17 protein-coding genes are annotated in these 19,638 nt (G+C 69.1%); 10 read left to right on the top strand and 7 right to left on the bottom strand.

Annotation, left to right across the window (positions count from 1 at the left end):
- Positions 1 to 390: 390 nt before the first annotated feature.
- The 3 genes from ASE12_RS06365 (at position 391) to ASE12_RS06375 (ending at position 4,660) form a co-directional block, all read left to right on the top strand.
- Complete coding sequence (locus ASE12_RS06365; RefSeq protein ID WP_056398372.1) at positions 391 to 3,096, top strand: LuxR family transcriptional regulator; 2,706 nt, start codon at positions 391 to 393, stop codon at positions 3,094 to 3,096.
- Positions 3,097 to 3,393: 297 nt separating this feature from the next.
- Positions 3,394 to 3,600, top strand: coding sequence for a BldC family transcriptional regulator (locus tag ASE12_RS06370; RefSeq protein WP_056398375.1), 207 nt, complete (start codon positions 3,394 to 3,396; stop codon positions 3,598 to 3,600).
- Between the two features lie 40 nt (positions 3,601 to 3,640).
- Positions 3,641 to 4,660, top strand: a complete 1,020-nt coding sequence (locus ASE12_RS06375; RefSeq protein ID WP_157412833.1) for an endonuclease/exonuclease/phosphatase family protein — start codon at positions 3,641 to 3,643, stop codon at positions 4,658 to 4,660.
- Here the strand turns inward: ASE12_RS06375 and ASE12_RS06380 are convergent.
- A complete protein-coding gene (locus ASE12_RS06380) occupies positions 4,639 to 5,595 on the bottom strand; it encodes a YafY family protein (protein WP_056398382.1) in 957 nt (318 codons plus the stop codon). The genes ASE12_RS06375 and ASE12_RS06380 overlap by 22 nt on opposite strands.
- 62 nt (positions 5,596 to 5,657) lie before the next feature.
- Here ASE12_RS06380 and ASE12_RS06385 point away from each other — a divergent pair, with 62 nt between their 5' ends.
- Entirely contained in the window at positions 5,658 to 6,806 is a 1,149-nt protein-coding gene (locus ASE12_RS06385) for an epoxide hydrolase family protein (RefSeq protein ID WP_056398384.1), read from the top strand.
- Positions 6,807 to 6,854: 48 nt separating this feature from the next.
- On the opposite strand, the gene ASE12_RS06390 is transcribed toward ASE12_RS06385, so the two are convergent.
- Both ASE12_RS06390 and ASE12_RS06395 read right to left on the bottom strand, forming a co-directional pair.
- The gene (locus ASE12_RS06390) at positions 6,855 to 7,232 is read right to left on the bottom strand and encodes a VOC family protein (RefSeq protein WP_056398387.1); all 378 of its coding nucleotides are present in this window, start codon (positions 7,230 to 7,232) and stop codon (positions 6,855 to 6,857) included.
- 34 nt (positions 7,233 to 7,266) lie between these two features.
- Positions 7,267 to 8,718 (bottom strand): MDR family MFS transporter, encoded by a 1,452-nt coding sequence (locus ASE12_RS06395; RefSeq protein WP_056398390.1) that lies wholly within the window; start codon positions 8,716 to 8,718, stop codon positions 7,267 to 7,269.
- Between the two features lie 80 nt (positions 8,719 to 8,798).
- Here ASE12_RS06395 and ASE12_RS06400 point away from each other — a divergent pair, with 80 nt between their 5' ends.
- The 3 genes from ASE12_RS06400 to ASE12_RS06410 all read left to right on the top strand — a co-directional run bounded on the left by ASE12_RS06400 (position 8,799) and on the right by ASE12_RS06410 (position 11,569).
- Positions 8,799 to 9,428, top strand: coding sequence for a TetR/AcrR family transcriptional regulator (locus ASE12_RS06400; protein ID WP_056398392.1), 630 nt, complete (start codon positions 8,799 to 8,801; stop codon positions 9,426 to 9,428).
- 77 nt (positions 9,429 to 9,505) lie between these two features.
- Complete coding sequence (locus tag ASE12_RS06405) at positions 9,506 to 10,642, top strand: N(5)-(carboxyethyl)ornithine synthase (protein ID WP_056398394.1); 1,137 nt, start codon at positions 9,506 to 9,508, stop codon at positions 10,640 to 10,642.
- A gap of 18 nt (positions 10,643 to 10,660) precedes the next feature.
- Positions 10,661 to 11,569: an SDR family NAD(P)-dependent oxidoreductase gene (locus tag ASE12_RS06410; RefSeq protein WP_056404585.1), complete on the top strand. Its 909-nt coding sequence runs from the start codon at positions 10,661 to 10,663 to the stop codon at positions 11,567 to 11,569.
- 5 nt (positions 11,570 to 11,574) lie between these two features.
- Here ASE12_RS06410 and ASE12_RS06415 read toward each other — a convergent pair whose 3' ends face one another.
- The 3 genes from ASE12_RS06415 to ASE12_RS06425 all read right to left on the bottom strand — a co-directional run bounded on the left by ASE12_RS06415 (position 11,575) and on the right by ASE12_RS06425 (position 13,269).
- Positions 11,575 to 12,114 (bottom strand): dihydrofolate reductase family protein, encoded by a 540-nt coding sequence (locus ASE12_RS06415; protein WP_056398397.1) that lies wholly within the window; start codon positions 12,112 to 12,114, stop codon positions 11,575 to 11,577.
- Positions 12,115 to 12,211: 97 nt separating this feature from the next.
- Entirely contained in the window at positions 12,212 to 12,715 is a 504-nt protein-coding gene (locus ASE12_RS06420) for a hypothetical protein (protein ID WP_056398399.1), read from the bottom strand.
- Positions 12,712 to 13,269 carry an RNA polymerase sigma factor gene (locus tag ASE12_RS06425; protein ID WP_056398403.1) on the bottom strand — a complete coding sequence of 186 codons (558 nt, stop codon included), beginning with the start codon at positions 13,267 to 13,269 and terminating at the stop codon, positions 12,712 to 12,714. Before ASE12_RS06425 ends, ASE12_RS06420 begins: the two co-directional genes overlap by 4 nt.
- A gap of 161 nt (positions 13,270 to 13,430) precedes the next feature.
- On the opposite strand from ASE12_RS06425, the gene ASE12_RS06430 reads away from it, so the two are divergent.
- Complete coding sequence (locus ASE12_RS06430; RefSeq protein ID WP_056398407.1) at positions 13,431 to 13,874, top strand: OsmC family peroxiredoxin; 444 nt, start codon at positions 13,431 to 13,433, stop codon at positions 13,872 to 13,874.
- Between the two features lie 9 nt (positions 13,875 to 13,883).
- On the opposite strand, the gene ASE12_RS06435 is transcribed toward ASE12_RS06430, so the two are convergent.
- Positions 13,884 to 14,483 carry a hypothetical protein gene (locus ASE12_RS06435; RefSeq protein ID WP_157412834.1) on the bottom strand — a complete coding sequence of 200 codons (600 nt, stop codon included), beginning with the start codon at positions 14,481 to 14,483 and terminating at the stop codon, positions 13,884 to 13,886.
- 112 nt (positions 14,484 to 14,595) lie between these two features.
- On the opposite strand from ASE12_RS06435, the gene ASE12_RS06440 reads away from it, so the two are divergent.
- Together ASE12_RS06440 and ASE12_RS06445 are read left to right on the top strand one after the other, a co-directional pair.
- A complete protein-coding gene (locus ASE12_RS06440; protein WP_056398410.1) occupies positions 14,596 to 15,642 on the top strand; it encodes a winged helix DNA-binding domain-containing protein in 1,047 nt (348 codons plus the stop codon).
- Positions 15,643 to 15,870: 228 nt separating this feature from the next.
- Positions 15,871 to 19,635 carry a multifunctional oxoglutarate decarboxylase/oxoglutarate dehydrogenase thiamine pyrophosphate-binding subunit/dihydrolipoyllysine-residue succinyltransferase subunit gene (locus tag ASE12_RS06445; protein WP_235508850.1) on the top strand — a complete coding sequence of 1,255 codons (3,765 nt, stop codon included), beginning with the start codon at positions 15,871 to 15,873 and terminating at the stop codon, positions 19,633 to 19,635.
- Positions 19,636 to 19,638: the final 3 nt, after the last annotated feature.

A 19,638-nucleotide genomic window follows, 5' to 3' on the forward strand; every position in this document is an offset into this window, starting at 1 on the left:
TTCACTACGGGGACCGGGTGTCCGCAATGGCACGATCGGTGGGTCCGCAAGCGCCGAATTCGCACATCGTGCACTCTTCGCAAGAGCCCTTGGTTGCGGATTCCGTGGCGCCAGGCCTTCGACTCCTCGGATTCGTTCGAATCCCGGGGGGATAAATAGGTGAATACCCGACAACATCCGGGCAGTTGCGTGATGATGTCGACACGTCGCGTGCCGTTGCACGTGGTCGCGAACGTGTATATGACTGCTAGGACACAAGTGATCCACCGGCGGCACAACTGCCGGGGACCGACGAAAGGGGTACGCGGTGCACACAACCACCACAGCGCATGTGCCGGTCACATCCGGAGCGGCGATACCAGGGGATCCCGGTGTGAGGAGCGACGACGGATGGAGTCGATCAGTCGAGCAGACGCCCACACGACACTAGCCACCCTCCACGAGTCCACCGACGAGCGCGCCCTGCTCCTCATCGGTGAGCACGGCAGCGGCAAGAGCCACCTGTTGGCCGCCGCTCATGCATTGCCCACCGCCCCGACCGTGCTGTTGCGAATCCATCCGGAGGAGTGGCGATTCCCGCTCGCGGGGTTCGCCTCGCTGTTCGCAGCGCTCCGGCAGGATCCGTCGTCCGAGCCGCACCGCCACTTCGCGCTCCGGTCCGAGGAGCCCGATGCGTTGTTCGCCGCCGGCTACGACTTGCTGTCCCTGATCCGCGGCCTCGAGCTGCCGCCGACCGTCGCGCTCATCGACGACCTCGACCTGATGGACAGCGCGAGCCGTACGGTCCTCGGGACGATCGCGTCCCACCTCGCCGGCACGTCCCTGTGGATCGTGGCGACCGCCACCGAGATCCAGCCGGGAAGCGCGGTCCCGGGGTTCGAACCGGCCCACCTGCTGCCGTTCACACCCGACGAGATCGTCGCCATCACGATGGCGGACCACGACGTCGACGAGTCGACGGTGTGCATCCTCGCCAAGTACGCCGGCGGAAACCCCCGCGTCCTCGAGGAACAGGTCGCCAACCTGCAGGACGACCAGCTGCACGGCACGGCGTCGATCGCCCTGCCGCCGCGCGGCTCCAGCACGATCGAGCAGGTGACGGCCGGGACGCTCGACGGCCTCAGTGCGGCAGCGCGCGAGGTCCTCCAGCTGGTCGCCCTGGCGCCGCTGTGCCACGTCGGCACCCTCAGCGGCATCCTGCCCGATGCGGCGGACGACATCGAGGACCTCGTCGACGGTGGCGTGCTGACCCGTCGGGGACCCCACATCACGTTCACCGACCAACGGCTGCGCAGCCGTCTCTACTGGGACCAGGGCTCCAAGTCGCGCCGTCACAACCACGCCGCCCTGGCCGAGGCCTGCGAGCCGTACGACGAACGACTGACGATCTGGCACCACAGCTCGACCGCGCGGGGGCCGCAGAGCGTCGACCAGCTCCTCAGCGCCGCTGTCACGTTCGTCGACGAACGCCACGTGGGCGCCGCCGTCGAGTTCACGGAGCGAGCCCTGAACCGGGCCGAGCACATCGAGGATCACGCAGAGCCGCTCATCCGGTTGTGCAACCACCTCCTGTTGGATGGTCACCTGATCCTGGCGGACCGCTACAGCGCCCGCGCCCGCGCGGAGACGACAGCCCCCGAGCAGTCGATGGACATCCTCAACGTCAGGCTCATGGCCCGGCTCTTCCACAAGAAGCACCTGGTCGACGACGACCTGTCGACCCTTGCCGACCTGCACGCCGGGGCGAACCGCGAGGGCGCATGCTCCATGATCTGCCTCGGCGCCGCCTTCCGGTCGGAGCGATGGGAGACCGATGAGGCCCGCCGTCTGGTGGAGCACGGGCTGCGCCTCGCCGACGGCGCCTCGGAGCTGACGCGACTCAAGCTGCTCGCCATGCAGGACATCGTCGACGGTATGGAAGGCACGACGATCACCGGGACACCTCCCACCATCGGGCTCGAGGACCCGATGACGGCGGACCCCGACCTGTTGCTGCTTCGGGCCAGAGCCCTGAGCGTGCACGAGGCCTACACGGATGCGCGGCAGCTCTTCACGACCGTCCGGAACCGCCCGACGAGTCGCAACGGCCTCCGCCACGACCTCGCGACGTACGGGACGATCCACAACGAGATCAACGCCACCGAGTTCCGCCTGGCGCGGGCGGCGGTCGACACCTGGCAGGGCAGGGCACCGTCGCTCACCCGAGGCACGTCCGCCTTCGCCTACGCGCAGGCCTGGTACGCCTACTCGTTGGGCCGGGAGGCAGAGGCGGACGAGCTCCTCGACCGGTGCATCGAGCTCGCGGCGGGCGAGGCCAGTCCGGCACTCCGCGCCCGCGCCATGGCCCTGCGCAGCGCGTTGCGCCTCCTGGCCGGAAATGCTGAGTCTGCCGTCAAGGAGCTGCGCGAGGTCAGCGCGGCCTCGACCCGGTTCCGCAACCCGACGTTGCTGCGTCATTGGGCCGACTACACCGAGGCCTGCGTCATGACCGGTCGCGTGCAGGAGGCCGCGGCCACCGTGACGGCGCTCGAGCGGCGACTCTCCTCCCACCGGTCGCGGTGGGGTGAGCTCGCCTTGTTGCGCTCCCGGGCGCTGGTCGACACCGGAGAGTCCTCGCTCGACCTGTTCGACGCCGCCGTCAAGGAGTTCGGCCGGGACGAGCTGCCGTACGAGCTCGGTCGGACGCTGCGGTGCCTGGCGATCCGTCAGGAAGAGCTCGGCATGACGGTGGAGGGCCGGCGCTCACGCATGGCCGCCGTCGCGGCGTTCGAGACCGCGGGGGCCGACGCCTGGGCCGCTCGTACCGACCAGGCCCCGGTCGTCCCTGCCAGCACGAATCGGCGAACCGAGAGCGCGCCGATGCTGGATCAGCTCACCGAGGACGAGCGGGAGGTCGCGATCCGGGTCGTGCAGGGGCTGCGCAACCGCGAGATCGCCCAAGAGCTGTTCGTCTCGGTCCGGACCGTCGAGCTGCGACTCACCCACATCTATCGCTCGCTCGGCGTCCACTCCCGCGCCCAGCTCGTCGCGGTGCTCACCGGTGCCGGCGCTCCCGACGACGGTGCGCCGCCCAGCGCAACTGCGCCTCCGGCCTGAACCATGGTGACGCCATTTCTCGTTGCGATGGCGGCAAACCACAGGCGATGCGGGTCCCCGCATCCGTCGGATTCGGGCGATTGCGGACGCCCGTAGGACTTCGGCAATCCTGTTGTCGCCCCCTCCTGGACACCTGCATTGTCGTCACTAGTCCCGGACCAGTCCAACGGCTTGCCCGGGACAGGAACATCAGGCTCGAAACAACAACAGGGGAGTTTTTCATGGCCAATGATCAGATGGCACGCACGTCGCGCTCGGCTCCGCCCCGGCACGACTCGCAGCACGGGGGAATCTGAGATGAAGGTGGTCAACTCCCCAGACATGCTGATGCGCCCGGCCGAGGTCGCGGCGATATTCGACGTGCACACCAAGACGGTGTGCGAGTGGGCCAACGCGGGAAACCTCACGGTGATCCGGACCATGGGCGGGCACCGGCGCTACCTGCGCGCCGAGGTCATGGCCCTGCGCAACGCGAAGGTCACCCTCCGCCGCTGGAAGGTCTGACCTGTCGACCGCAGGGACTCACCCGCAGGTGGCCAGGCTCGTGGGGGGCCTCCTCGTCGCCTTCCTGGTGCTCCCCACCCTGGCCATCACGACGGCCCGGCTGCAGTCAGGCACCAGTCTCTGGTGGGTGATCCTCCGCGCCTGCGCTCCGGTGGCGATCATCCCGTACGCGTTTGCGGTGATCGTGCTGGTCGTCCTGTCGTGGGGCTTTCGCAGCGTGACCCGACCTGTCGCCCTCCCGGTGCTGGCGGTGGTCACGTCGCTGCTCCTCCTGCACGTGTGGTGGTTCGTCAAGCCGTTCCTGGCCGACGCCCCGGGCTCCGCGACCGCCAACCGATTCTCGGTCATGACCGCGAACCTGCACATCGGGCGCGCCGATCCGGAGTCCCTGCTCGAGGCGGTCGATCGTGAGGGGGTCGACATCCTCGTCCTCGAGGAGATCACCCCTTCCGCCCTGGCCGAGCTGGACCGACTCGGACTGGAGCGGCGGCTGAAGCATCGCGCCGGCACCGCCCAGGTCAACCGTGACGGGATCATGCTGTTCACCAACGAGCCCCTCCGGGACGTCGCCACCATCGCGACCAGCACCCCGGGGTTCGGCGTGCAGCTGGCGACCGCCGGCGGCCCGCTGAGAGTTCTCGCGGTGCACCCCATCGCCCCGAACAACGGCGTCGCGCAGTGGTCCAGAGATCTCGATCTCATCCTCGCCACGGCCAAGGCTTCGCACGAGCCGACGCTGGTCGCCGGTGACTTCAACGCCACGTTGGACCATCCGCAGCTCGAGACCCTTCTGCGGGCGGACTACCGAGATGCCAGCGCCGACGCCGGCCTGGTCTGGAGACCCACGTGGCCGTCCTCCGATCACGTCCGGCTCATCGGCCTGAGGCTGCCGGCCATGTTCGGCCTCGACCACGTCTTCATGCGTGGTCCGCTGGAGGCGACGGACGCGCATGTGCAGGCGGTGCCCGGTACGGACCATCGCGCGCTGGTGACCCGCATCGCGTGGACCGATGCGGCGGACGACGTCGACCAGCAGCCTCAGCGCACCGCTTCGCCGTAGCGGCGACTGAGCACCCGCAGACGCTCGACCAGCTCTGGGGGGCCGTCGACGCGGATGTCCATGTCGAGCAGGCCCACGTACACCGCCATGGTCCCGAAGCTGTCGGCCCCGGTGATCAGGACGCACGACTCGTCGTCGACCGGCTCGACGATGCCGACCGCGGGGTTGATCCTCGCCACGACCTCGGAGGCCGGAGCCAGCACCGTGATGCGCGCATGCACGGCCCAGCCCTCGTAGGCGACGGCCCGCATGACGTACGCGCTGACGTCCTCGTCCGGGAGGGGCTGCGGGGGGAACCGCCGACCGGTGCGCATGCGCAGCGCCATCCGGTCGAGGCGGAAGACGCCCCACGAGTCGGCATCCGGGTCACGGCCCAGGAGGTACCACCGGCGCTCCCAGCTGACGAGCTGGTACGGCTCGACGAGCCGGGGCTCACCGTCGTAGTCGAACCGCAGCCACTCGGTGTCGCGGATCGCCGCCGCCACCGCCGTCAGCGTCTCGGGATCGAACCGCGGGTCGGCATCCGGGATGCCCGCGTCGTCGGCGACCTGGGTCGTGACCTGAGAGAGCGTCGCGACCTGGCGCCGCAGGCGTGAGGGCAGCACCTGCTCGAGCTTGGCGAGCGCGAGCGCGCTGCTCTCGGCGACCCGCTCGACCGCACTCGTCGACGCGGCGCGCAGGCCGAGCACGACGGCGATCGCCTCGTCGTCCTCGAGCAGCAGCGGCGGCAGCGCGGCACCGGCGCCGAGCCGGTAGCTCCCGTGCACGCCGCGCTCGGCGTTGACGGGGTAGCCGAGGTTGCGCAGCCGGTCGATGTCGTTGCGGATCGTGCGCGTCGTCACCTCGAGCCGTTCGGCCAGCTCGGAGCCGGACCACTGGGGCCTGGACTGCAGGAGAGAGAGGAGTGCGAGCAGCCTCGCAGACGTGTCGATCATGGGTGAAAACTTATCCCAGAACTAGGAATCAAACGTTCCTATATCAGTTCTACGGTAGATTCATGACCACACAGCGAAGCACCTCATCCGACATCCGCCCCTTCGTCATCGACATCCCGCAGGCCGAGCTCGACGACCTCGACAACCGGCTCGCCCGGACCCGCTACCCGGCGCCCGCACCTGGCGACGACTGGACGTACGGCGTGCCCAACCACTACCTCGAGGAGATGGTGGCGCAGTGGCGCGGCGAGTTCGACTGGCGCGAGCAGGAGGCGCGGATGAACGAGTTCCCGCACTACCTGACCGACATCGACGGCCAGACGATCCACTTCATCCACGTGCCGTCGACGGAGGCCGGCGCGACACCCCTCCTGCTGCTGCACACCTACCCCGGCTCGTTCGTCGACTTCCTCGACATGATCGGCCCGCTCACCGACCCGGTCGCGCACGGCGGCAGGGCCGAGGACGCGTTCTCCGTCGTCGTGCCCTCGATGCCCGGCTTCGCGTTCAGCACGCCCGTCACGGACCACGGCTGGACCATGGCACGGGTGGCCCGTACGTACGACACCCTCATGCGCAAGCTGGGCTACGACTCGTACGGCGCGCACGGCAGCGACGGCGGCGCGATGGTCGCTCGCGAGCTCGGTCTGCTGCAGCCCGAAGGCTTCCTGGGCCTGCACGTCCTGCAGCTGTTCTCGTTCCCCTCGGGCGATCCCGCGGAGTTCGAGAAGCTCGAGCCCAAGGACTACGCCGCCCTCGAGCACATGAAGTGGTTCCAGTCGGTCGGCGGCTACAACGCGATCAACGCGTCGCGCCCCCAGACGGTTGCCGCCGGGATCTCGGACTCCCCCGTCGGCCAGCTGGCCTGGAACGAGCTGTTCATGTCGTTCGGCAACGGCACGAGCCTGGTCACCCGCGAACAGATCCTGACCGAGGTGTCGCTCGAGTGGTTCACCAACACCTCGGCGAGCGTCGGCCGCTACCACTACTCCGAGGCGCACGCCGGGGCTGAGCCCGCGGTCAACCACGCACGTACGGGCGTCGCGGTGTTCGCCGACGACTTCAAGTCGATCCGCACGTTCGCCGATCGCGACAACAGCAACATCGTGCACTGGACCGAGCACGAGACCGGTGGGCACTACGCCTCGCTCGAGCGTCCCGACGCCGTTGCCGCCGACCTGCGCGAGTTCTTCGGCAACCTGGAGGGATGAGGACGGACCCACGAGAGCGCCACGGCCACCCGGTCGTGGCGCTCTCGGTCATCCTCCGTAAGGGCGGGTGATGATCTCCAGGTTGTGGCCGTTGGGATCGGTCCAGTAGACCCCGCGGCCGCCGTCGTTGTGGTTGATGTCGTCGGGCCGGCGGTGGAACGGATCTGCCCAGTACGCCAGGCCGCGTTCCTTGATCCGGCCGAAGACCTCGTCGAACTCGTCGTCGCTGACGAGGAACGCGTAGTGCTGCGGGTGCACCGGGCCCTGCGCGTCGACGAAGTCGAGCGAGACGTCGTTGCCGGTCTCCAGCACGAGGAACGGCCCGTACGACTGGGGATCCGGCAGGCCGAGGATCTCGGCGAAGAACGTCGCCGCCTCGCGCTTGTCGCGGGACTCGACGATCGTGTGGTTGAGCTGAGCTGTCATGACGTTGCTCCTCCTGTGTCGATGATGGTGGGGTTCAGCGGCCTTCGCCAGAGGCGAGCCGAGGACTGCGCGGCAGGAACCCCGCAGGAACGATCGCCAGCGCAGCGAGGGCGAGCGGCCACCAGAACGTGCTGCCGAACGCGTCGGCGGTCGCCTCGACGAGGTCTGTGCCGACTGCCCGCGCCTGGCTGAGCTGGTGCTGCAGCACCGCGGCGAAGAACGCCGTGCCGATCGCGCCGCCGATCCGCTGCGTCACGTTGAGCGTCGCCGTCGCGCCCGGCATGGCGGCCCGGTCGAGCTTCGCGTACGCCGTCGCCATGACCGGCGCCATGACACACCCGGTGCCGATGCCGATCACGAGAAGGGCCGCGGACATCACGACGTAGCTCGTGCCGGCGGTCGAGGCGGTGTAGGCAGCCAGGCCGGCGACGATGAGCGACAGTCCGGCCAGCACCGAGACCCTGCCCTTGCCCCGGTCGGCGAGCCGGCCCGTGACGGCCATCGCGAGTGCGGCACCGACGCCCTGCGGCACCAGCAGCAGCCCTGTCGTGCTGGCGGACTCGCCCCGCACCACCTGGTAGTACAGCGGCAGCAGGAGCATCGAGCCGATCAGAACGGCACCGAGCAGCACCTGGATCGCGACCGCCAGGGTGAAGGTGCGGTTGGCGAACAGACGCAGGTCCAGCAGCGGCTTGTCGACGCGCAGCGCGTGCCGCACGAAGACCGCGATCAGCGCGGCGCCCGCTGCGACGGCTGCCCACGCCGTGACCTCGTCGAGCCCGCCACGCTCGGCGAGCACCGACAGCCCGTACACGAAGGACACGACACCAGGGGTCAGGACGGAGAGGCCGAGCACGTCGAGCCGCTCGGTGCGCATGCTGGGCTTGCGCTCGATGACCCGCGACGACAGCCAGAACGCGAGGAGGCCGAGCGGGATGTTCAGGACGAACATCCATCGCCACGACACGTTGGACACGACCAGGCCACCGACGACAGGGCCCATGACCGGCCCGAGCATCATCGGGATGCCGACGATGCTCATCGCCCGGCCCATGCGCTGCGGTCCTGCGGCCTGCGCGACGAGCGTCATGCCGACCGGCATGACCATGCCGCCACCGAGTCCCTGGAGCACGCGGAAGACGATGAGGCTCTCGGTCGACCAGGCCGTCGCGCACAGGGCGGAGGCGCCGACGAACAGCGCGAGCGAGAAGAGCCAGACCTGCTTGCCGCCGAACCGCGCGGCAGCCCAGCCCGTCACCGGGATGACGGCAGCGAGCGCCAGCATGTAGCCGGTCATGACCCACTGGATCGTGGGCATCGGTGAGCCGAAGTCGCGGCCCAGCGTCTCGATCGCCACGCTGACGATCGTGGAGTCGAGCACCGTCATGACGGCGCCGAGCACGACGACGGCGGCGACCGCCACGACGTGTCGTTCGAGCGGCCCCGTCTCGGAAGCGTCGGGTGGCATCTGATGCGTGGTGGCCATGGTCTTCTCCCGTCCTGGAAACGTATTTAGGGTCACTCTAAATTTAGACTCACCCCAATGTCAACTGGTATGCTCATGACATGACCACCGAGACGGGCCTGCGGGAGCGCAAGAAGCAACAGACCAGGCAGCGGATCCAGGACTGTGCGATCGAGCTCTTCGCCGAGAGCGGCTTCGACAAGGTCCCTGTCGCGGCGATCGCACGGGCGGCCGACGTCTCCGAGGCCACCGTGTTCAACTACTTCCCCACCAAGGAAGACCTCGTCTACGAAGGCATGGAGGCGTTCGAGCACGCGCTGATCGCTGCCGTGCACGACCGGGCGGACGGCGTCCCGGTGCTCACCGCCTTCCGCGACTTCGTGCTGCAGCCGCGAGGGGCACTGGCCGGCAGCGATCCCGCGGGCATCGAGCGGGTCGCGACGGTGGCCAGGCTCGCGGCCGACAGCCCGGCCCTCCAGGGCCGCGAGCGCCAGACGTTCGACCGGTTCACCCAAGCCCTCGCCGAGCTGATCGCAGCGGAGCGGGGCGTGCGCCCGGACGACCCGGAGGCGTGGGTCGTGGCCAACGCGCTCATGGGGGTCAACCGAGCCATGAAGGCGTCGGTGCACCGGCAGGCGCTCGCGGGCCAGAGCGGCAAGCGCATCGCCAAGGACGTCCTCGCCCTCGGCCGTCGTGCGCTCGACCTGCTCGAAGACGGCCTGGGCGCCTGACGGGTGTAGCCTCGCCGGGCGCGACCGCTCCTCACCGAGCAGCGGACAACCTGGCAACACGCACCGACGGAGTCGGCATGGAACAGCTTGACCTGGGCGTCATCGCCCACACCGCCAAGGAGAACGAACGGCGTCTGCCGATCCACCCTCGGCACCTCGAACGCCTGTCGGACGCCCAGCGACCCCATGTGTTCCTCGAGGAGGGCTACGGCGAGAACTTCAGCTGGTCCGACGACGAGCTCCGGCCGTACGTCGGAGGGATCCTCAGCCGTGCCGAGCTGATCCAGCGGTGCGACGTCATCCTGCTCACCAAGCCCCAGCCGTCGGACCTGCTGGAGATGCGTGAGGGCCAGACGCTGTGGGGCTGGCCGCACTGCGTGCAGGATCGCGCGCTAACGCAGGCCGCGATCGACCGCAAGCTGACCCTGATCGCCTGGGAGGCGATGAACCACTGGAGCGGCGACGGCAACTTCCTGCTGCACGTGTTCCACAAGAACAACGAGCTCGCCGGCTACTGCTCGGTGCTGCACGCGATGGAGATCGGCGGCCTGACCGGCAACTACGGGCGCCGCCTGAGCGCCGCGGTCATCGGCTTCGGCGCGACCGCCCGCGGCGCGGTCACGGCGCTCAGCGCTCACGGCATCCACGACGTCAACATCTTCACCCAGCGCGGCGTCGCCGCGGTCAGTGCACCGATCCACTCGGCGCACATCGTGCACTTCGATCCCGCCGCATCGCCGGCCGAGAGCCGCGCGTTCGTCGACGAAGGCTGGGTCCCGATGCCCGCGCTGCTCGCCGAGCACGACGTCATCGTCAACTGCGTGCTGCAGAGCCCGACCTCGCCGATGACGTTCCTGACCAACGACGGCCTGCCGACGCTCGCGTCCGGCACGCTCGTGGTCGACGTCTCGTGCGACGAGGGCATGGGCTTCGAGTGGGCCAAGCCGACCTCGTTCGACGAGCCGACGTTCACGGTCGGCAACGGCGTGACCTACTACGCGGTCGACCACAGCCCGTCGTACCTCTGGAACTCCGCCACGTGGGAGATCAGCCAGGCACTGCTGCCGTACGTGTCGAAGGTCCTCGCCGGTCCCGAGTCGTGGGACGCCGACGAGACCCTGCGGCGCGCGATCGAGATCCGCGACGGCGTCATCCAGAACCCCGACATCCTGGCGTTCCAGCACCGCTCCCCCGAGTACCCGCACCCAGCCTGATCCCCCATGCTGGAGGGCATGGATCGCATCACGACGCCCTTCGACTTCAGCTCCACGGCAGCCGAGGTGGTCGATGGCATCGACCTGACCGGGAGGCGCGCCGTCGTGACCGGTGGCGCGTCCGGCATCGGCGTGGAGACCGCGCGAGTCCTGGCCGCCACCGGCGCTGAGGTGACGATCGCCGTGCGCGACCTCAAGGCCGGCGAGCGGGTCGCCGCCGACATCCGTGCCACCACGGGCCGCGCGGTCGACGTACGCCGGCTCGAGCTCACCGACCTCGACAGCGTCGACGCGTTCGTCGCCGGCTGGGACGGACCGCTCGACGTCCTGGTCAACAACGCGGGCGTCATGGCGACCCCCGAGACGTACACCGAGCAGGGCTGGGAGCTGCAGTTCGCGACCAACCACCTCGGCCACTTCAGGCTCGCGCTCGGCCTGCACGACGCCCTGGCCGCCGCCGGTCACGCCCGGATCGTCTCGGTCAGCTCCAGCGCACACTTCCGCTCTCCGGTGATCTTCGACGACCTGTTCTTCCGGTTCATGCCGTACGACCCGTGGGCCGCCTACGGGCAGTCCAAGACCGCCAACGTGCTGTTCGCGGTGGAGGCCACACGCCGCTGGGCGGCCGACGGCATCACCGCCAACTCGCTGATGCCGGGCTCCATCGCGACCAACCTGCAACGCCACAGCGGAGGCGGCAGCCCCAACCCGCTCGCGAAGACACCCGAGCAGGGTGCCTCGACGTCGGTGCTGCTCGCGACCAGCCCGCTGCTCGAGGGCGTCGGTGGCCGCTACTTCGTCGACAACCAGGAGGCTGTCCTCGTCGACCGGCCGACCAACGACATGACCGGCGTCGCGCCGTACGCGCTGGACCCGGCCAACGCCGAGCGGCTCTGGGACGTGTCACTGGAGCTGCTCGGCGTCTGAGCCGTTCAGGCGGAGACCGGACCGTAGACGAGGTGCAGGACACCCGTCCCGAAGGTCGTGGAGGACCGGAGCTCGAGCGGCACCTTGGCACCATCGGCGAACAGCTTCTTGCCGCTGCCGACGACGACGGGGTGCACCAGCAGGTGCAGCTCGTCGACGAGGCCCTGCTCGAGCATCCAGCGCACGAGCGTCGCGCTGCCGGTCGTGCCGAGCCGGGTCTCCTGCTTGAGCGCCGTCAGCTCGGCGACGACGTCACCGCTGATGATCGATGAGTTCTCCCACGTCGCCTCGGTCAGCGAGTCCGACACGACGTACTTGCGGGCGCCGTTCATCTGGGCCGTGAACGGGTCGTTGGGGTCGGCGGTCGGCCAGTATGCCGCCATCTCGTCGTACGTCTGCCGGCCGAACAGCGTCGCGTCCGCGCTACCCATGAGCGCGCCGACTGCCGCACCCATCTCGTCGTCGAAGTAGTCGAAGTGCCACGTCTCGGGCGACTCGATGACGCCGTCGAGCGAGATGAAGAGGCTTGAGGTGATGGATCCCATGATCGTCTCCCGGGTTGTCGTGGACACCGACTCTCGGCGTCCTCACCCCTACGTCGTACGGACGCGGGGCGATTCGACAACCCGGGACGATCTTTTTTCAGCCTGCTGCGGGACCGTTGGTGTGCTGGCCGAGGAGGTCCTTGCCGATGATGTCCATCTCGACGGCCTTCTCGCCGGCATAGCAGGTCCAGTGCAGACCGGCGGAGTCCTGGCCGATGCAACCGCCGGCGATGTTGTCGTCGGCGTCGTTGAACGTCTCCTTGGTGCCCTTGTAGTCCTCGAGGATCTCCTTGCTCGGCGCCTTCGCGAGGGTGCAGTCGAACTCGATGTCGCTCTTCTTGGTGCAGGTCGGGTCGGTGTCGATGAAGATCACGCTGCTGCCCGGCATGCCCCGCTCGACCGTGTCGGGCGACAGCAGGCTGACGGCGGCTGCGGCACCGCCACCGACGACGAGGACGCCGGCGGTGGCGAAGGCGGCGATCGTGGTGCGGGAGCGCTTGCGGCGGCGGCGTACGACGATCGATCCGGCGATCTGGGCGGCGACGGCCTGCTCGAGGTCGTCACCGATGCGGGTGAGGTCGGACTGGGTGGTGGGGTTCATGACGATTCCTTGGGGTTCGAGACGGTCTGGAGGGAGGTCCGCATGCGGGCGAGGCCACGGGACACGCGGATGCGGGCCGCGGTCGGGGTGCAGTCGAGCTCCTCGGCGACCTCGTCGTACGGACGGTCGGAGAGGACGCGGAGCTCGACGGCGAGGCGTTGGGACTCCGGCAATGTCGAGAGTGCCTCCTCGACGTCGGAGTCCATGCCGTCGACCCATGCGGTGTCGGGCGTGGCGCTCGAGCGGCCGTGGGTGATCCGCAGGGCCTGGCTGGCCTCGCTGATCAGTCGCCGTTCGCGCGCGGAACGGGAGAGGACGTTGCGGGCGATGCCGAACAGCCATGGACCGGCCGAGCCGTCCTTCTGGTCGACGAACCGGTGCCGCGACGTCCACACCTGCGCGAACGTCTCCGCCGTGAGGTCGAGCGCGGCCTCACGGTCGGACGTACGACGGAGCAGGAAGGCGTGGATCGGCTCGGCATAGCGGTCGTAGAGCTCGCGGAACGCCTGCGGATCGTGGCCCGACGACGCGATCAGCTCGGCGTCGGACTTCACGTGAACACTTCGATCATGGATGGCGGGACCTCCGGTCGGCTTGGACATGACATCACGTACATGCCGCGGCGGGCACGGAATGTTTCACCGGCTCGCGATCTTTCCGCGTCCAGCCTCCCGCAGTAGCGTCGAAGGGACATCCACGACGGAAGAGGTTCACGATGCCCACACGCACAGCACGTACGGCCTGGGACGGCGGCCTGCAGGACGGTTCGGGACAGGTCGAGCTGACCAGCTCGGGCCTCGGCACGTTCGAGGTCTCGTTCCCCCAGCGCGCGTCCGAGGACGGCGGTGGTGTCACCAACCCCGAGGAGCTCATCGGCGCGGCGCACTCGGCCTGCTACGCGATGTCGCTGGCCGGGCAGCTGGGCGCTCGCGACGCGACACCGCTGTCGATGGAGATCCGCGCTGACGTGACCCTCGGCCCCGACCCGGAGGGCGGCTTCAAGATCACCGGCATCACGCTGACCGTCCGTGGCGAGGCCGACGGCATCGACGAGGCCGGGTTCCTGGAGGCCGCCGAGGCGGCCAAGGTCGGCTGCCCGGTCAGCAAGGCCCTCGCCGGCGTCGACATCACCCTCGATGCCGCGATGGAGACGCCCTAGGCGTACGGGCTACGACTTGGGCGCGGAGAGGACCTTGGAGGTCGAGGTCTTCTCCTCGCCCCCGTCGCGGTCGGTGATCTCGAGTCGCGCCCGCAGGGGCTTCTCGGGGTTGTCGAGGCACTTGAGCGGCACCGTCATGGACAGCTGCGGTCCACGGATGCGCATCGCCGACGCGCAGGCGTACTGCTCGTCCTTGCCGTCCTTGGCGAGGTAGAGCTGCGGGAACACGAAGGCGCCGCGCGCGTCCTGGAACGTGGTGACGCGCCAGAGCACCTTGCCGTTGTCCTGGCCCAGGACGAGGCTGACCGAGTCGATCTTCTTGAGGTCGATGTCGGGGATCTCGGCACCGACCGCGAACACGGTCGCGCCGCGGGCGACGGTCGCGGTCTTGACGGCGATCTCGTCAGGAGCGTCGCCGGAGCCCTTGAGCTTGTCCTGCGGCGCCTTGGTGCCGGCGGCCTCGGTCGTCTTGGTGGCCTTGGGCTCTGCCGGGGTGTCGTCTCCACCGCCGCGCACGAGGAGGACGCCGAGGATGATGACGATCACGATGCCGGCCGCCGCAGCCGGCACCACGAGCCGGTTGCGTCCTGAGGGGTTCCCAGTGCTCATCGTTCTCCACCTTCGTCGCTGATCTTCGTCGTTGCGTCAGAGCGAGCCTAGAGCACGGCCTCGTGAGCGATCGACCCGACGAAACGTCCTCCTCGTACGAGATGCTGGTCGCGTGAAGCCAACCGTCCCCGGCCGCCTCCACGCCCAAGGCCTGACGTCCGCCCGATTCGACGCGGCCGCCGACGTCGTACGCCACCTCGGCTGCGTCCAGTCCCAGCTCCACGACATGGCGCTGTGGGCCGTCGCCCGCCGCACGACCGGGCTGACGCTCGCGGACGCCCAGGCAGCGTTCGACCGGGGCGACTTCCTCCGCACGCACGTCCTGCGGCCGACCTGGCACTACGTCGACCCGGCCGACATCCACTGGCTGCTGGCTCTCACCGCACCCCGGGTCCGCCAGGTCATGACGTCCAGCTGGGCCGCGCTGGGCCTCGGTCCGGAGCTCATCGAGCGGGGCTCCGAGGTCATCGTCGCGGCCCTGGCCGACGGCGCGCCGCACACCCGGGCCGAGCTCGCCACGGCGCTCGAGGATGCCGGGCTGCAGGCCAAGGGCACGTTCCTCGTCCATCAGCTCATGAACGCAGAGATCAGCCTGCTGTGTGCCAACGGCCCGATGCGCGGCAAGCAGCACACGTACGTCGCCCTGCCGTCGGCCCCCGACGAGCGGACCTACGACGAGCTGCTGACCGAGGTCGCCCGGCGCTATGCCCGGGGCCACGGCGCGTTCCGCGACAAGGACCTCGCCTGGTGGACGAGCCTGACCTTGACCGACAGCCGCCGCGCGATCGAGCTGGCGGAGCTCCGACCGCTCGAGGTCGGCGGCGAGGCCTACTGGACGCTCGACCAACCGGTCGACACCGAGGTGCCACCGGCGATGCTGCTGTCCAACTTCGACGAGTACATCTCCTACGCCCGCGACCCCGAGGACTACACGGGCTTCGACGGCACGGTCGACGACGTCATGCGTGGTGCCGGCCTGCTCATGATCGGCGGCCGGTTGTCGGGCCGGTGGGCCCGGACCGTCACGGCCAAGACCGTCAGGATCGTCGTCGACCGCGCACCCCGGATCACGGCCTCCACCAGGCGCGCGCTCGACGAGGAGGCAGCGGCATTCGGGCGCTTCCTGGGCCGCGAGCCCGAGCTCGTCATCGCCGACTGATGCGGCGGCACGTGATGTCCGCCACGTCGCAGGGCCCCAGCCTGAAGATCGCGGGAATTCCGGGGCGAACCTGCCTGCAGGCGGATGGACCGTCGCGTTACCCTGTTAACGGTAGTTTTCGCACGCGCGCCAGCACACAATTCGGAAGAGGCGATCGAGGCTGTGGCCGAGTCCTCACAAGACCATTCAACCCCTGATTTCGGCACGAACCAGTGGCTCGTCGAAGAGATGTACGAGCGATTCCGCCAAGACCCTGCTTCGGTCGACGCCACCTGGGTGACGTTCTTCCAGACCGGTGATGGCGCGGCCCTGGCCAACGGGTCCGGCAACGGCAGCTCCCCCAACGGCGTGGCCGGCACCACGGCGACGCAGGCCCCGGCCGCCGCCAAGCCCGCCGAGCAGCCGGCCGCACCGGCCGAGACCGCCGCACCGAGTCCGGCTCCCACGGCACCCACGTCGTCGACGCCCCCGGCACCCAAGACCGAGCCGGCGACCGTCACCCCGGCCCAGAGCCAGGTGGCCGCACCCGCGCACATCGATCCGCCGGCTCCCACCCCGCCGGTGATCGACGCCCCGACCTCTCGCGCCACGACCGTGGCCACCCCCAACGGCAGCGCCGCCGACGCGCCCAAGAACGGGCCCGGCGAGGTCGAGAACGTCGTGCTGCGTGGCGCCGCCGCCCGCACCGTCGCCAACATGGACGCCAGCCTCGCGGTGCCGACCGCGACCAGCGTGCGCTCCGTGCCGGTCAAGCTGCTGTTCGACAACCGCATCGTGATCAACAACCACCTCGCCCGTGCACGCGGCGGCAAGGTGTCGTTCACCCACCTCATTGGGTGGGCGATCGTCAAGGCGCTCAAGGCGATGCCCGAGATGAACACGGGCTTCCAGGTCGTCGACGGCAAGCCCAACCAGCTCAAGCCCGAGCACATCAACTTCGGCCTCGCGATCGACCTCAAGAAGCCCGACGGCTCGCGCACGCTGCTCGTCCCCTCGATCAAGGCCGCCGAGACGATGGGCTTCGCCGAGTTCTGGGCGGCGTACGAGTCGATGGTCCGCAAGGCGCGCGACGGCAAGCTCGAGGTCACCGACTTCCAGGGCACGACCGTCAGCCTGACCAACCCCGGTGGCATCGGCACCAACCACTCGATCCCCCGCCTGATGCAGGGCCAGGGCGTCATCATCGGCGTCGGCTCGATGGAGTACCCGCCGGAGTTCCAGGGCGCCAGCGAGCACACGCTCGCACAGATGGCGATCTCCAAGATGATGACGCTGACGTCGACCTACGACCACCGCGTCATCCAGGGTGCGCAGTCCGGCGAGTTCCTCAAGAAGATCCACGCGCTGCTGCTCGGCGAGGAGAACTTCTACGACGAGATCTTCCGCGCGCTCAAGATCCCCTACGAGCCCATCCGCTGGGCCCAGGACATCGCGGTCAGCCACGACGACGAGGTGCACAAGCAGGCTCGCGTCCTCGAGCTGATCCACGCGTTCCGCGTGCGGGGCCACCTGATGGCCGACACCAACCCGCTCGACAACCGGCCGCGCAGCCACGCCGACCTCGACACGGCGTCGCACGGCCTGACGCTGTGGGACCTCGACCGCGAGTTCGCCACGGGATCGTTCAAGACCGACAAGCGCTTCATGAAGCTGCGCGAGATCCTCGGCATCCTGCGCGACTCCTACGCCCGCACGATCGGCCTGGAGTACATGCACATCCAGGACCCCGACGAGCGGGCCTGGTTCCAGGAGCGCATCGAGCGCCCGCACACCAAGCCTCCGCGTGAGGAGCAGCTGCGCATCCTGCAGAAGCTCAACCAGGCCGAGGCCTTCGAGACGTTCCTGCAGACCAAGTTCGTCGGCCAGAAGCGCTTCAGCCTCGAGGGCGGTGAGACGACGATCCCCGTGCTCGACGAGATCTGCGAGGCGGCCGCAGCCGACAGCCTCGACGAGGTCTGCATCGGCATGGCCCACCGTGGCCGGCTCAACGTGCTGGTCAACATCGCCGGCAAGCACGCCGGTTCGGTGTTCCGCGAGTTCGAGGGCAACATCGACCCGCGCACCGTGCAGGGCTCCGGCGACGTCAAGTACCACCTCGGCGTCGAGGGTGAGTTCACCTCAGGCACCGGCGACAAGATCAAGGTCTCGGTGGCGGCCAACCCGTCGCACCTCGAGGTCGTTGACCCGGTCCTCGAGGGCATTGCCCGCGCCAAGCAGGACCGCCTCAACCGCGGTGCCGACTACCCCGTCCTGCCGGTCCTCGTGCACGGCGACGCCGCGTTCGCGGGCCAGGGCGTCGTGGCCGAGACGCTCAACCTCTCGCAGCTGCGCGGCTACCGCACCGGCGGCACGATCCACCTGATCGTCAACAACCAGGTGGGCTTCACGACGGCACCGTCGTCGTCCCGCTCCTCGACCTACTGCACCGACGTCGCCCGCATGATCCAGGCGCCGGTCTTCCACGTCAACGGCGACGACCCCGAGGCGTGCATCCGCGTGGCGCACCTGGCCTACGAGTACCGCCGGACGTTCCACAAGGACATCGTCATCGACCTGGTCTGCTACCGCCGCCGCGGTCACAACGAGGGTGACGACCCGAGCTTCACCCAGCCGCTGATGTACGACACGATCAACGCCAAGAAGTCGGTGCGCAAGCTCTACACCGAGGCACTGGTCGGACGTGGCGACATCACGCTGGAGGAGGCCGAGGCAGCGCTCAGCGACTACCAGGCCCAGCTCGAGCGCAACTTCGCGGAGGTCAAGGAGACCTCGACGGATCCCGGCTACTCGCGCACCCCGGACTACCCCGACAAGCCCGAGCACGCCGGCGAGCTCGTCACGGCGGTCACGCCCGAGACCATGAAGGCGATCGCCGACGCCTACACCAACGTCCCCGAGGGCTTCACGGTCCACCCCAAGGTGCTGCCGCAGCTGCAGCGCCGCGCGCAGTCCATCAGCGCCGGCCCGATCGACTGGGGCACCGGCGAGATCCTCGCGCTCGGCTCGTTGCTGCTCGACGGGCGGCCCGTACGCCTTGCCGGCCAGGACTCGCGTCGTGGCACGTTCTCGTCGCGGTTCGCCACGATCATCGACCGGGTCAACGCCAACGAGTGGACGCCGCTGGCCAACATCGGCGACGACCAGGCCACGTTCTACATCTACGACTCGCTGCTGAGCGAGTACGCCGCGCTCGGCTTCGAGTACGGCTACTCCGTCGCCCGGCCCGAGGCTCTCACGATCTGGGAGGCGCAGTTCGGCGACTTCGTCAACGGCGCCCAGTCCGTGATCGACGAGTACATCTCAGCCGGTGAGAGCAAGTGGGGCCAGAAGTCCGGCGTCGTGCTGCTCCTGCCGCACGGCCACGAGGGCCAGGGACCCGACCACACGTCGGCCCGGATCGAGCGGTTCCTCGAGCTGTGCGCCAACGACGCCATGACGCTCGCCCAGCCGTCGACCCCCGCGTCGTACTTCCACCTGCTGCGCCGGCAGAACCTCGAGAGCCAGCACCGTCCGCTGATCGTCTTCACGCCGAAGTCGATGCTGCGCAGCAAGGCCGCTGCCTCGCAGCCCGAGGACTTCACGTCGGGCAAGTTCCGGCCGGTCATCGGCGACGACTCGGTCGAGGCGTCCAAGGTCGAGCGCGTCCTGGTCTGCTCCGGCAAGATCGCCTGGGACCTGTTCGCCGAGCGCGAGAAGCGCGAGTCGGGTCAGTCCCGCACCGCGATCGTCCGCCTCGAGCAGCTCTACCCGCGTCCCACGTCGGAGCTCAACGCCGCGGTCGGCCAGTTCGTCAACGCCCGCGAGGTGCGCTGGGTGCAGGACGAGCCGGCCAACCAGGGTCCGTGGCCGCACGTCGCGCTGCACTTCAGCGGTGAGTTCGACGGTCTCCCGCTGCTGCGGGTGTCGCGCCCGGAGTCCTCGGCACCGTCGGTCGGTTCGCACAACCGGCACGTCGAGGAGCAGGCCGCGCTGATGCAGCAGGCCTTCAGCTGACGC

Origin of the sequence: Aeromicrobium sp. Root236 (assembly GCF_001428805.1) — a bacterium.
GTDB lineage: Bacteria > Actinomycetota > Actinomycetes > Propionibacteriales > Nocardioidaceae > Aeromicrobium.

Excerpts from the sequence above, each read along its gene's own strand:
- ASE12_RS06365 (WP_056398372.1), top strand. The coding sequence starts at position 391 with ATGGAGTCGATCAGTCGAGCAGACGCCCACACGACACTAGCCACCCTC.
- ASE12_RS06370 (WP_056398375.1), top strand. The coding sequence starts at position 3,394 with ATGAAGGTGGTCAACTCCCCAGACATGCTGATGCGCCCGGCCGAGGTC.
- ASE12_RS06380 (WP_056398382.1), bottom strand. The coding sequence starts at position 5,595 with ATGATCGACACGTCTGCGAGGCTGCTCGCACTCCTCTCTCTCCTGCAG.
- ASE12_RS06385 (WP_056398384.1), top strand. The coding sequence starts at position 5,658 with ATGACCACACAGCGAAGCACCTCATCCGACATCCGCCCCTTCGTCATC.
- ASE12_RS06390 (WP_056398387.1), bottom strand. The coding sequence starts at position 7,232 with ATGACAGCTCAGCTCAACCACACGATCGTCGAGTCCCGCGACAAGCGC.
- ASE12_RS06395 (WP_056398390.1), bottom strand. The coding sequence starts at position 8,718 with ATGGCCACCACGCATCAGATGCCACCCGACGCTTCCGAGACGGGGCCG.
- ASE12_RS06400 (WP_056398392.1), top strand. The coding sequence starts at position 8,799 with ATGACCACCGAGACGGGCCTGCGGGAGCGCAAGAAGCAACAGACCAGG.
- ASE12_RS06405 (WP_056398394.1), top strand. The coding sequence starts at position 9,506 with ATGGAACAGCTTGACCTGGGCGTCATCGCCCACACCGCCAAGGAGAAC.
- ASE12_RS06410 (WP_056404585.1), top strand. The coding sequence starts at position 10,661 with ATGGATCGCATCACGACGCCCTTCGACTTCAGCTCCACGGCAGCCGAG.
- ASE12_RS06415 (WP_056398397.1), bottom strand. The coding sequence starts at position 12,114 with ATGGGATCCATCACCTCAAGCCTCTTCATCTCGCTCGACGGCGTCATC.
- ASE12_RS06420 (WP_056398399.1), bottom strand. The coding sequence starts at position 12,715 with ATGAACCCCACCACCCAGTCCGACCTCACCCGCATCGGTGACGACCTC.
- ASE12_RS06430 (WP_056398407.1), top strand. The coding sequence starts at position 13,431 with ATGCCCACACGCACAGCACGTACGGCCTGGGACGGCGGCCTGCAGGAC.
- ASE12_RS06435 (WP_157412834.1), bottom strand. The coding sequence starts at position 14,483 with ATGAGCACTGGGAACCCCTCAGGACGCAACCGGCTCGTGGTGCCGGCT.
- ASE12_RS06445 (WP_235508850.1), top strand. The coding sequence starts at position 15,871 with ATGTACGAGCGATTCCGCCAAGACCCTGCTTCGGTCGACGCCACCTGG.